The organism is Olleya sp. KKT75 (assembly GCF_055635485.1).
This window is the reverse complement of sequence record NZ_CM145759.1, coordinates 2,095,704-2,108,601: the sequence shown is the minus strand read 5'-3', so window position 1 is coordinate 2,108,601 and position 12,898 is coordinate 2,095,704. Positions and strand designations below refer to the sequence as shown.

At 31.4% G+C, this 12,898-nt stretch carries 13 protein-coding genes; 6 read left to right on the top strand and 7 right to left on the bottom strand.

The genetic code is table 11. The annotated features are described in order from the left end of the window. Positions 1-101 precede the first annotated feature (101 nt). The 5 genes from ACZ2G2_RS09285 to typA all read right to left on the bottom strand — a co-directional run bounded on the left by ACZ2G2_RS09285 (position 102) and on the right by typA (position 5,809). Positions 102-1,580 carry a hypothetical protein gene (locus ACZ2G2_RS09285; protein WP_470391921.1) on the bottom strand — a complete coding sequence of 493 codons (1,479 nt, stop codon included), beginning with the start codon at positions 1,578-1,580 and terminating at the stop codon, positions 102-104. After that, on the bottom strand, positions 1,577-2,956 hold the full coding sequence (locus ACZ2G2_RS09280; protein ID WP_470391920.1) for a class I SAM-dependent methyltransferase: 1,380 nt from the start codon (positions 2,954-2,956) through the stop codon (positions 1,577-1,579). Before ACZ2G2_RS09280 ends, ACZ2G2_RS09285 begins: the two co-directional genes overlap by 4 nt. Further along, positions 2,956-3,156: a hypothetical protein gene (locus tag ACZ2G2_RS09275; protein ID WP_090841374.1), complete on the bottom strand. Its 201-nt coding sequence runs from the start codon at positions 3,154-3,156 to the stop codon at positions 2,956-2,958. The genes ACZ2G2_RS09280 and ACZ2G2_RS09275 overlap by 1 nt, the downstream gene beginning before the upstream one ends. Positions 3,157-3,232: 76 nt before the next feature. Continuing rightward, positions 3,233-4,006 carry a nicotinamide mononucleotide transporter family protein gene (locus ACZ2G2_RS09270; RefSeq protein ID WP_101203357.1) on the bottom strand — a complete coding sequence of 258 codons (774 nt, stop codon included), beginning with the start codon at positions 4,004-4,006 and terminating at the stop codon, positions 3,233-3,235. A gap of 3 nt (positions 4,007-4,009) precedes the next feature. Further along, complete coding sequence (typA, locus tag ACZ2G2_RS09265) at positions 4,010-5,809, bottom strand: translational GTPase TypA (protein ID WP_470391919.1); 1,800 nt, start codon at positions 5,807-5,809, stop codon at positions 4,010-4,012. Between the two features lie 226 nt (positions 5,810-6,035). Here typA and ACZ2G2_RS09260 point away from each other — a divergent pair, with 226 nt between their 5' ends. The 5 genes from ACZ2G2_RS09260 to ACZ2G2_RS09240 are packed head-to-tail and all read left to right on the top strand — an operon-like array spanning position 6,036 to position 11,357. Next, positions 6,036-7,793 carry a hypothetical protein gene (locus tag ACZ2G2_RS09260; RefSeq protein ID WP_470391918.1) on the top strand — a complete coding sequence of 586 codons (1,758 nt, stop codon included), beginning with the start codon at positions 6,036-6,038 and terminating at the stop codon, positions 7,791-7,793. Between the two features lie 5 nt (positions 7,794-7,798). Beyond that, entirely contained in the window at positions 7,799-8,431 is a 633-nt protein-coding gene (locus ACZ2G2_RS09255) for an ATP-binding cassette domain-containing protein (protein WP_470391917.1), read from the top strand. Next, positions 8,428-9,621 (top strand): hypothetical protein, encoded by a 1,194-nt coding sequence (locus ACZ2G2_RS09250; RefSeq protein WP_470391916.1) that lies wholly within the window; start codon positions 8,428-8,430, stop codon positions 9,619-9,621. Before ACZ2G2_RS09255 ends, ACZ2G2_RS09250 begins: the two co-directional genes overlap by 4 nt. A 30-nt stretch (positions 9,622-9,651) precedes the next feature. Beyond that, entirely contained in the window at positions 9,652-10,470 is an 819-nt protein-coding gene (gene kdsA, locus ACZ2G2_RS09245) for a 3-deoxy-8-phosphooctulonate synthase (RefSeq protein ID WP_470391915.1), read from the top strand. Positions 10,471-10,496: 26 nt separating this feature from the next. Then, positions 10,497-11,357, top strand: coding sequence for a hypothetical protein (locus ACZ2G2_RS09240; protein WP_470391914.1), 861 nt, complete (start codon positions 10,497-10,499; stop codon positions 11,355-11,357). Here ACZ2G2_RS09240 and ACZ2G2_RS09235 read toward each other — a convergent pair whose 3' ends face one another. Both ACZ2G2_RS09235 and ACZ2G2_RS09230 read right to left on the bottom strand, forming a co-directional pair. Next, complete coding sequence (locus ACZ2G2_RS09235; RefSeq protein WP_470391913.1) at positions 11,358-11,705, bottom strand: DUF1801 domain-containing protein; 348 nt, start codon at positions 11,703-11,705, stop codon at positions 11,358-11,360. It abuts the gene before it with no gap. 6 nt (positions 11,706-11,711) lie between these two features. Next, entirely contained in the window at positions 11,712-12,086 is a 375-nt protein-coding gene (locus ACZ2G2_RS09230; protein ID WP_090841394.1) for a hypothetical protein, read from the bottom strand. A 147-nt stretch (positions 12,087-12,233) separates the two neighbouring features. Between ACZ2G2_RS09230 and ACZ2G2_RS09225 the strand changes: the two genes are divergently transcribed. Beyond that, positions 12,234-12,842, top strand: coding sequence for a hypothetical protein (locus ACZ2G2_RS09225; protein WP_470391912.1), 609 nt, complete (start codon positions 12,234-12,236; stop codon positions 12,840-12,842). The last annotated feature ends 56 nt before the right edge of the window (positions 12,843-12,898 follow it).

The following is a 12,898-nucleotide window of genomic DNA, read 5'->3' as shown; positions in this document are numbered from 1 at the left end:
CAAACGTTAAAGTATTCGGGGTTGTATGTTTGTATTGAAAAAATAATATTACAATTTTAGGCCAGCCTAAATTACTAATTAAAAAAGCAATTGTAGTACATTTATTTAGATATTGGCTCAAAAACAGTTTCTCCTTGACTATTAATATATTTATAGACTCCAAACGGCGCGCCTTGATTGATCATAATATAACTACTATCAACTTCAAGATGATCCAAATAACTCCTGTTTTTACTTAAATAAGAAAAAAGGATTCTAAAAAAATTAACTGGAGTTTTAAATTTAGTATCAAAGTCTGGAGGCATACCATTCCATTTAATTGCCAACATAGCAGTATAAATAGAATATATTAGATCCGGATCTGTTTGTTTAATTCGCGCTTCTAACGTGGTATTAAAACCAACAAACCCACCATGATCTGCAGTTATAATAATTAGCGCATTTTTATCCTGACTATCTATCAACGTAATAATCTCTTGTAACCATAGATTAGCTTGTTGTAACTTATGTAAGTAGTTTTCTTTTTCCGTTATTTTATTTACAGACTCACTTGAACTGTTAGTAACATGAGAAGGCAATAGCTTTTGAATAAAGTAAAAATTAGAAGTCAAAGTATCTTTTGGCAATACCGTTTTTAAATCAGAAATAACATCTCTAACGGGTCCCAGTCCTTTATACCTAAACGGTACGTCTTTATATTTTATGTTACTATAATCAAATCCTAAAGTTGGTCTATTTAGCAAAAAATAATACTTGTCCATCAAAAGATGTGTTTTATACGTATTGTTTTTAAAAATCTCTAAAACAGAGTTTTTAGAGACAATATTTTCTCTAGCATGAGACAACTCTGCAAAAGAGTGATCCGGACTAGAATAGTAATGGTGCTTCATTGCTAAAAGCGAACTATTAGAACTTAAAGTCGAATAATAATTACTTCGATAGTTTGAATAATTTTTAAAACCGGCTTCATTTAAATAGCTGTTAAAACTAGAATTGTCATAGCCATAAGGTCCTTTGCTTAACTTATCCACATTAGCATAACCATCTACTTGAATAAAATAAACATTAGGGGTTGTCTTAAATATAACCTTGGTAATAGCATCAGGCTGCTCTAACCATTGTTTAGAATACGTGACGTGTTTAAAAACAGTAGGAATAAGTGATACTAAAGCCATAACCACCAATAGAAACTGAAAGACCACTATTTTTTTTAAATGTTTACTGAAAAATAATGCGCAACACAGTGCTACAATAATTAGCGGAATGATATAAATTAACTGAAACCTAAAGGTACTTATCAAAATAAAACTGCCAAAAAAGCCAATATCTAATAAAACAAAAAGCTTGAATTTATTAGCTTCTAAAAGTTTAATTTTTTTTGAAAAGTAATTAAGAATACTAAAGATTAAAACTGGAACAACAATAAAGAAAAAACTAAAAAACAGTAATTGACTTACCGAATTTGCTTGTGTGTAATTAGCATTAAAATAATATAACATGGGATACAAACCCGAAGCTATACCGACTAAGAGTGGAAGATTACTTTTATTATTTATAAAATTGGCAAGATGTTTTTTCATTTAACCTTCATTAAATACAACACACGATGCGTGTCTTGGATAGCTAGCTTTTCTATGATATCAAAATAAGAGCTGTATTCTTTTTCAAAATTACTAATGTTATAAAAATCGAAGTAATTCTTAAAATCAGTCTTACTATCTAATAATCTTTGCACCCAAGAATCTTCTCGTTTAGGGAATTCGATAATTAAATATTTAGAAAACGATGCAAAAAAATGTGCAGACATTTTAAACGACACATTTCCACTAAGTGACATATGGTGTATGACTGCTAGAGCTAAAGTAGCTTCTGGCGCAAAAGCTTGTATGCGCTTTAAAAACGATAGACGCTCTGTATTATTAAACCCGATACTTGCAGAAGGATTTAAAACATCCAACACAAAAGGCGTCATGTAAGTCTCTTTGTTTTCTTTAATTGTTTTAAAGTTAAAATCTACCGCGTTATTATCAATATCACAAACTAAGGCCTCCTGTAATTGACGTTCTATTTTTCTAACAAACGTACCGTCATTGCCACCAATATCAATAATAGTATTAGTCTTTAATGTATCAATCCATTGATTAATAATTGTCGCCTTTTTAACAAAAGCACTAGTACTATAATTTGTTTTATCATAATAATCACCCCACTCACTATGCTCTTTAAGTGTTAGATTTTTTATATAATTATATAAGCTTTGAACAATATTTAACTGTGCTTTTTTAGATAATACAGATGCTTTAGATTCGCCTTTATAATCTTGACTATGCTTGTCTTCAAACTTTGCTAATAAATGAATATTAGTATACAAAAACGGGTTAAGTTTAGTTCTAAAAGGCAACATAGACGCCAACATTTTAATTGGAATACCGTCTATAAAATTGCTTATTAATTTTATGGATTGCGCACCATGATAATGTGATAATACTAAAGGTCCTAAAAAATGAGATATAAATTGTTTGTATCCTCGCCAGGGTGAATCTTCGACATAAAAATCAAAAGAAAGCGTATCAATAAAAATAGCTTTTCCGTTGTAAAACGCAACATTAAAGGCACTAGCATCTTTTAAAGAAAACCCATGCTCTAAGGCGTACTTCTGAAGTTTTAATGTTAATAATGCCGCTTCTTTGTATTGATTAAAACTCCACTCGTATGGATAAGTAATAAACGGAATGTGTTCTGGTTGGATTATAATTTTTTCAGCTGTAGCTGAAACTTCTTTATGGGCAACCAAAAGCTTGTTATCAAATAAGGCTTTAAAAAATCCAGAAGTATTTAAGGCTTCATACTGCTTAAAATAGATAGGATTAATGGTTCTTTTAATAACACCATCGTCTACAAACACATATCCAGAAGGATCTCTAAATGAAGCACTATGTTTAGATATGGTAGTCACTATTTAGACGTTTTATCCGTATCAGAATCTTTTACATTAATATCATCAAAAAGATCATCATTCTCCTTTTTGTCCATTCCCAAAAAGACTTTAACTTTATACATGATATTTTTTGAAAATAAAAGAATAGCCGCAACTGCAGCCACGATAGATTGAATAATCATCGCACCTAAACCCGGATCAAAATAGAGACTATACATTTGTGTTTTTTGTAAATATAAACATTGTTACAAATTTATATTAAGAATATAATGTAATTATTAAATCAGAGAAGCTTTAACCTAACTCTTCTTTTGTCTTTTTAACATCGCCATTAATACGCCAATCAAAAAAAGTAAGTATTGAATTTATGATGTAAAACACATATTTAACAATGTTTGCAACATTACCTTGTATTACATTTTTAATAATCTGCGCTAGGTTATAAAAAGACCACGTTAAAAAAGTCTGCTCGTATTTAAAAGCGGTACTTATATTACCCACTAATGATATTCCAAAAATAATAGCAACGGTGTGTTTAAAAAATTGATTTTTAATAGTTGTTCCAAACCAATAAAAACCTAAAAACACTAATGTATAAGAGACTATAAAGGCCAAAAGTATGAGTAACCAATATTTGGTATCTGCTTTTTTAACCTGCTCACCATCACTCCATTTTTTGGTAGCAATAATGGCTATAATAAATGTTAAGGGGTAGGTTATAATGGCAGAATGATTTCCAAATAGGTAATCAATAATACCTGAATTAACAGTAGTAAACACGCCAATCCAATTTCCTAGATTTTGTTGTTTAACAATCATTCTAGCAGCTAATAAAGATACAACAGCTCCTATTGTAGACAATAATCCAATTGGAAAAGCGCCTTTAGATATGTAATCACTAAAACCAGAAAGAGGTACCCCAAATTGGATACCTCCCTGATAATATATTGTTTCATGAAACCCTCTGTAAAAACAGATAGCGGCTACCAAAATTACACCAACTATATCTATATATTTAGAGTGTACTACACGTCTAAGTGTTGGATTTGGTAACTGTAAGTGCTTCACGTATTAAGCAATCTTGTTTCTCTTACGATCGTTTTCTGTTAAATAGATCTTACGTAAACGAATATGGTTTGGTGTAACCTCTACATACTCATCTTTTTGGATATATTCTAATGCTTCTTCTAAACTAAACTTGATAGCTGGTACAATCTTAGCTTTATCATCTGCTCCAGAACTACGTACATTACTTTGCTTTTTAGCTTTAGTAATGTTTACAGCCATATCATCTTGACGAGAGTTCTCACCAATTACTTGACCTTCGTAAATATCTTCACCTGGCTCAACGAAAAACTTACCTCTATCTTGTAATTTATCGATAGAGTAAGGTATAGCTTTACCATTTTCCATAGAAATTAAAGAACCAGAAATACGTCCAGCGATAGCACCTTTTAATGGTTGGTATTCTTTAAAACGGTGTGCCATAATTGCCTCTCCAGCAGTAGCTGTTAATAACAAGTTACGTAAACCAATAATACCACGAGAAGGAATTAAGAATTCGCAAATCATACGATCTCCTTTTGCTTCCATACTTAATAATTCACCTTTACGTAAAGTTACAAACTCTACAGCTCTACCAGAAACAGTTTCTGGAAGGTCAATTGTTAATTCTTCAACTGGCTCACATTTAACACCATCAATTTCTTTGATAATTACCTGTGGTTGCCCAATTTGTAATTCATAACCTTCACGACGCATCGTTTCAATTAAAACTGACAAGTGTAATACACCACGTCCAAAGACCATAAATTTATCTGCACTACCAGTTTCACCTAGTTTAAGTGCTAAATTCTTTTCTAATTCTTTTTCTAAACGATCTTTAATGTGACGAGACGTTACATATTTACCATCTTTTCCAAAGAAAGGAGAATCGTTAATTGTAAATAACATACTCATTGTAGGCTCATCAATTGCAATTGATTTTAAACCCTCTGGGTTTTCAATATCTGCAACAGTATCTCCAATTTCAAATCCTTCGATTCCTACAATTGCACAGATATCTCCTGTTTGTACGCTGTCTACTCTTTTACGTCCTAAACCTTCAAATATAAATAATTCTTTGATTTTACTTTTTGTAACAGAACCATCTCTTTTTACAAGAGATATTTGTTGTCCTTCTACTAAACTTCCTCTTTGTAATCTACCAATCGCGATACGACCTGTAAAAGAAGAAAAATCTAAAGAAGTAATAAGTAATTGAGTTGTTCCTTCATCAAAAACAGGTGTAGGAACGTGCTCTATAACCATATCTAATAATGGCTCAACATTTTCAGTTTCTACTTTCCAGTCATCACTCATCCAGTTGTTTTTTGCCGAACCATAAACGGTTGGGAAATCTAACTGCCACTCTTCTGCTCCTAATTCGAACATTAGATCAAAAACTTTTTCATGTACTTCATCCGGAGTACAGTTTTCTTTATCTACTTTGTTTACAACAACACAAGGTTTTAAACCTAAGTCAATCGCTTTTTGTAATACAAAACGCGTTTGAGGCATTGGTCCTTCAAAAGCATCCACTAATAATACAACACCATCAGCCATGTTTAATACACGCTCTACTTCTCCTCCAAAATCGGCGTGACCTGGTGTATCAATGATATTAATTTTTGTGTCTTTGTAAATTACAGAAACGTTTTTAGAAGTAATTGTAATTCCTCTTTCACGTTCTAAATCATTGTTATCCAAAATTAAGTCTCCTGTGTTTTCGTTTTCACGAAACAATTGACAGTGGTACATGATTTTATCAACCAACGTAGTTTTTCCGTGATCGACGTGTGCAATAATTGCAATATTTTTAATATTAGCCATAATGGTGCCTTATTTTAAGCGTGCAAATGTACTCAATTTTTATCTAAAAACCCGTTTTAATTTATATTTGATAAATTCCTCTTTAAAATTTGTAACAATTTTAAACAAACACACACAGATAGTTATGTTTAAATATAGAAATTTACTATAAAATATTTCCTACAAAACAATATATTATTAGATTTGTTAACTTATTAATCAACCTGTTAAAAAACCAATCATAACCATGAAAAAAATCCTTTCCCTATTAGTCGTCTCTTTTTTGTTAGCCAGTTGCGGTACTAAAAATGAAGAATCTTACTTTATCCCAAAAGACGCTGTTGGTGTCATGTATATTAATCTTAAAACGCTTTCAGAAAAAAGTAATGACTTGGATTTAAAAAATCTAAGTGTTAATGCTTTAATCGAAGACAAAGCGCCTAAAGAAATAAAAGAATTTGTCTCTGAGTTTATGACCTCAGAAAACTTAAACAACACCTTTAGAAAAGAATTTATTCTTGGATTTGGGTCGTTTAAAAGATTATCAGGATTTGGTGGTTTAGCATTACCTATTAAAGATGCCGCCAGTTTTGAAGCCTTCATACAGCCAATGTTAGATAAAATGCCTGATGCAGAAAAAGAAGTTAATGTAGGAAAAGACAAAGACTTTACAGTATACTCTATCAGAGAATTAGCTATTGGTTGGAACAACAAAACAGCCTTAATAATTGGTGCTGACAAATATGCAGGCGCAGAGTTAAAAGACCTTACCACTTTAAATAGAGCAGAATCTATCTTAGCTACAAATTATTTTGATGGCTTTTTTGACACAAAACAAGACATGGGCCTACACTTAACTTCTACACCGTTAGGGGATGCATTAGACGGATTACTTAATGCTTTTGCTGGCGTAAAGGTTAATTTAGAAAACAACAACTTATCATACTACGGAAGTTTTGAAAAAGACCACATTCATACTAACACAAATCTTAAGTTAAATAAAGACTTCACATCTTTATTAGGTTATAAAAAATGGATGAGCACTTCTTACAGCAAATCTATGCTTGATGTACTTCCTAGCAACCCATTACTTTTAGCAAAAATATCAATAGATCCAGCAGATTACTTTGAGCACATGACTAGCTTAAAAGACAATAAAGTATTACCTGTTCAAGTTAGAGAAGAATTAAAAAAGTCTTTAGAAAAAGCTAATAATGAATCTGAAAAAGAATTAGGAATGAGCACAAAAGATATTGCTGAAATATTTGAAGGATCTGTAATGCTAGCAATAACTGAAGGTACAAAAGTTAAAGATACAGTATATGATTACGATTATTACACTGGAGAAAAGACATATGAAATAGTAGAGAAAAATACACCAAATATGTACGGTGCAGTAGCTATTAAAGACAAAGCAAAATTTGATAAAATTTTAGCTAAAATTCAAGAAAAAGGAGCACCTCTTAAAACGATAAGTCCTAATTATTATGAAATTGATAAAAACTCTTACATGGTAATTACCGACGATTTAATCTATTTTACTAATGATGCAGACAAAGCAAACGAGATTAACACCAACAAAAAACTAGCTAATAATTTATCAGATTTTAAACATAAAGACAAATTATCGCATTCAATTTACCTTTATACAAAAGGAAATGTTGCAGAACTAAGCAGTGATTTTGCGCAGTCTTTAGGTAACATGTACAATCCTTATAACGGATACAATACTACTTACGGTGCTGATAATACAATGGATAAATTTAAAGATGAAAGCATCGCGATTTACGATAAGTATTTTGGCGAAAACCATTACTTTATCGATATTGATGGAGGAGAATCTTTTACTTATACTAAGGGTGACAAAAACTCACTAATTCAAACCGTTTTATATGGTGATGATCTTGCTAAGACTATGAACAAGATAATGACTGATATTGAGAATGAAACTGAAACGACACTTGAAGAAGAAGAAACGGTGATAGAAAGTACAGAATCTAATTAATTAGCGTGCAAATTACAATCCAAAATATAACACCAGAATTTTTTACTCCAGCTTCTTCCGAAGTCTGGAGTAAAAATTTTGAACTACTCCCTAATTCAAAATATTTAATTAAAGCAGTTTCGGGAAGTGGAAAAAGTTCGTTTTTTAATTTCCTTTATGGATTAAATAATCGTTTTACTGGCAGTATTAATATTGATGGTAATACAATTGCTTCATTATCAGAAAATGATTGGACGTCTTTAAGACGAAACAAAATTTCGAATGTATTTCAAGGTCTTCGTCTATTTCCAGAATTAACAGCTTTGGAAAATATTCAACTTAAAAACACATTAACCAATCATAAAACTGAAACCGAAATTTTGGCAATGTTAGCACAATTGGATGTAGATCAATTAGCACACAAAAAAGCAGAAACTTTATCTTACGGTCAACAACAACGTGTTGCTATTGTTAGAGCTTTATGCCAACCATTTAAAATCTTATTATTAGACGAGCCCTTTAGCCATATAGATCAAGCTCAAATAACAAATGCAGTTAACCTTGTCTCTCAAGAAGTAGAACAAAACAAAGCAACTTTAATAATTGCAAGTTTAGGTGATACTTATAATATCAATTATACAAAAATACTACTGCTATGATTGATACACTTCTAAAAAAACAAGTTGATAAATCTCAACTCCTATTTTTTGCACTCAGTTCTAGCTTAGGATTAGCCATATTATTAATTGTGATTCAGTTATTTATTGACACAAGACCGGTGTTTAGTTCAGAAAACGATTTGTTAGGCAATCAAAACTTAATTATTTATAAAGACTTAGGACGAGATAACGCTTTTACTACAGACGAAATAGCAGAACTTGAACAACAACCCTTTATTAATAAAACGGGCGGTTTTACACATGGCACCTATCGTGTGCTTGCAAGTGTAACATTACCCAACTACACTGGGATATCTACAGAAATGTTTTTAGAAGCTGTTGGAGACGAATTTATTGACATTAAAAGTGACGATTGGAAATGGCAACCCGGAGATCGAGAAGTCCCGATTATAATTCCTAAAAACTATATTAACCTTTATAATTTTGGATACGCAGCAAGTACTGGAATGCCTCAGATTAATGAGAAAATTATAAGACAAATTCCTATTGACCTAAAACTTACTGGCTCAAGTAAAACAGAACTATATCCTGCCTATATTTTGGATGCTTCCGAAAAAATAAATTCTATATTAGTTCCAGAATCCTTTTTAAGTTATACCAACAAAACACTAAGCCCATTAAAAGAATCTAAAATATCTAGAATTATTCTTGATGTTATCAATCCATCAGATCCTAAATTATTACAATTTCTAGCTTCAAAAAAGTACAATTATTTATCAAATGATGTACAAAACTCAAAACTGAGTTATGTCTTAAAATTAATACTTAGTATTGTTTTAGGTATTGGGTTATTAATTACATTCTTATCCATTTACTTAGTCATAACAAACATTAACTTGTTGATATTAAAAAACAAACAGACCATTACGCAACTTCACTTTTTAGGTTATTCTAAAACTCAAATTGCTAAAGTATACCATACCATTGCTTATAAAATTTTAGCTGTTTCCATTGTCGTTGCTTTAGTATTAAGTGTTATTAGTAAAATTATTATTTCGCCTTACTTAGCACTTTTACACGTCGAAAAAACAATGACTTCTATTATTTATCTAGTTGCAATAAGTATTGTCCTTTTTATATTATTAGCCTTGTATTATCGTAACCATACAAATAGTAAAATACAGCAAATGTTAAGACCCAATACAAGCCTACTAACTACTGAAAATTAACTTATCTTTGCATCATAAATTATTACAATTATGATACTTCAAGATATTCCTAAAATAAAACATACAGACAGTAACAATTTCTTTTTGCTTTGTGGGCCTTGTGCTATTGAAGGAGAAGATATGGCGTTTAGAATTGCCGAAAAAGTTTTAACTATTACTAACAAACTTGAAATTCCTTATATTTTTAAAGGAAGTTTTAAAAAAGCTAACCGTAGTAGAATTGATAGTTTTACGGGTATTGGAGACGAAAAGGCTTTAGAAATTTTAGCTAAAGTTTCTGAAAAATTTGATGTCCCAACAGTTACGGATATTCACGAAGTAAGTGATGCTGCAAAAGCTGCGCAGTATGTTGATGTATTACAAATTCCTGCTTTTTTAGTACGCCAAACAGATCTTGTTGTTGCTGCTGCCAAAACAGGTAAAGTAGTCAACCTTAAAAAAGGACAATTTATGAGTCCTGAGGCTATGAAGCATGCAGTACAAAAAGTAAAAGATGCTGGAAGCGACAAAGCTTGGATTACAGATCGCGGAACTATGTTTGGTTACCAAGATATGATTGTAGACTTTAGAGGCATCCCAACAATGCGTCAGTACGCTCCAACAGTATTAGACGTAACACACTCTTTACAACAACCAAATCAAAGTGTAGGTGTTACCGGTGGACGCCCAGATATGATCGAAACTATTGCACGTGCCGGAATTGTAAATAACGTTGACGGTTTATTTATCGAAACACATTTTGATCCTGCTAATGCTAAAAGTGATGGCGCAAACATGCTACATTTAGACAATTTAGAAGCATTATTAAGCAATTTAACTGCTATTAGAAAACTAGTAACTACTTTTTAAATACATACACTAATTATTATTTTACAATGAAAAACAAAACGCTAAACACATTAGCATTGTTATGTCTTACCCTATTTTCAATTTCGACAATAGCACAAGACACCAATACAGAGAGATACACTGCAAATAACAAAGGAAAGTTTTATGTAAGTTGGGGAGGAAACAGAGAAACCTTTTCTAAATCTGATATTAGATTTGAAGGTGAAGGCTATGACTTTACAATACAAGATGCTACTGCAAAGGACAAACCTAAAGGTTGGCATATAGATTACATCAACCCTGCAAGCATGACAATACCACAGACAAACTTTAAAGCTGGGTATTTTATTTCTGACAAGTATAATATTGCACTTGGGGTGGACCACATGAAGTATGTCATGAACAGAAACAGAACAAGAACTGTGAATGGATATATTGATTTACCGGCTGATGAAGATGGTAGTATTTTTAATCAAGAATTTAATGGTGATGAATACTTTTTATCAGAAGATTTTTTAAAATTTGAACACACTAACGGATTAAACTATGTGTATTTAGAGATTAATAGATTTGATGATATTTCGTCTTTATTTAAGATAAACAATACAGACATCTTTCAATTAAATGTAACTGAAGGTTTTGGTGCTGGAGCCTTATACCCTAAAACAAATACTACGTTGTTAGCAAAGGATCGCTATGACGAGTTTCATTTAGCCGGTTACGGAACCCACTTAAATGTTGGTCTTAACCTTACTTTTTATAAATACTTTTTTATTCAGGTAGATTTAAAAGGTGGTTTTATAAACATGCCAGATATTAGAACAACAAGTAATGCTAACGAGAGTGCGTCCCAACATTTCTGGTTTTTACAACGTGTTATCTCTTTTGGTGGCCGATTTAGACTATAGTTAATACAAACTATAAGCCTCTTGTAATATAGCTATTACAACTGCATCATTGACGTCTTCTAAAGCCTGATATCTTAAAGACATCATTTTTTTTCGCTTCTCAGTAACGTGATGCGATTTAAAGACATTAATTTGATTGCCTTTTACAAAAGCAATATCTACAAATTGTCCTTTATGACTCGCATTAAAATAACAAAAGGGCTTTCCGTTTATATAATAAAACGGAAGGCCCCACTTGTACTTTAATTCTGCAATACTAATAGTATGCTCAACAATGACCTGCAAATGCAGCAAAATAGAACGGTAAGGTTCTGGTTGCTTTAAGATATAATCTTCAGCAGGATTCAATTGTTATTATAATATATGTAATAAACTTAATACGCCGATTGCTAATAAAGCAATACCAATAATAGCTTTAAAAGGCATAAGCTTGCTTGATACTTTTCTTAATGTTTCTTCCAAAGCTGGTACTTTTCCAAATACGTGCGTTAGTAACAATAAACCTCCAACAATACTTACTAATCCGTAGATACTAAATCCTCCTGAAAATATTCCTAATATTGGTAACACCAATAATGCACCTCCAATTACTGTTTGAAAAGGCGCTAATACACCAGCAATTTTATTAAAAAAGTTAGCTTCTCCATCCCATTTATCTAAAGTCGCTAATCCTAATAATAAACCTCCTGAGATGTTTGCAATGTCTAAAAGTAAACTTGTCAATGCCATAATAATTTTTGTTTTTAAATAGTTAGATTATAAATCTATGAAAAATAAATAGCACTTCCCCCTAAATGTTAAAATGAATATTAAGAAACTTTTAACTTGCATATTTAAACGATTTACGGTTACTTTGTAATTCAAAGTACTTTTACCATGAGCGACAAAGATTATTTAAAAGACATTAGCACGATTAAAAATTTAATGAATAAGTCTTCAAGGTTTATATCATTAAGTGGTTTGTCAGGTATATTAGCAGGTATCTATGCTTTAATTGGAGCAGCTCTAACCTACTATTTAGTCACAACTTATAGCTACGGAACATTAACTTTAGATGGTTGGGTTTTTAGATACGTCTTTTTTATCCTATTTATGGTTGCTTTTTTAAGTGTGGTTACCGGAATTTATTTAACTACAAAAAAAGCAAAACAAAATGGAGAAAGTATATGGGACGGTTCTTCAAAACGGTTACTATTTAATTTTCTAATTCCGTTAGTGGCGGGTGGTTTATATATTTTAATAATACTTAGCCAAGGACGTTACGGACAAACCGGTGGATTAATGCTTATTTTTTATGGATTAGCATTAGTCAGCGCATCAAAGTACAGCATAGGTAATATCAAGTATTTAGGTTTTACCGAAATAATCTTAGGTCTAATTGCCACCTTATACCCTGGATACGGATTCTGGCTTTGGGTTATAGGTTTTGGAATTATGCACATTATTTATGGTACTTATATGCATTTTAAATATGATGTTAAATGAAATTAAAGAGTCATATTTATTTAGGAATTGGAATTTTATTGACTGACTTTATATTT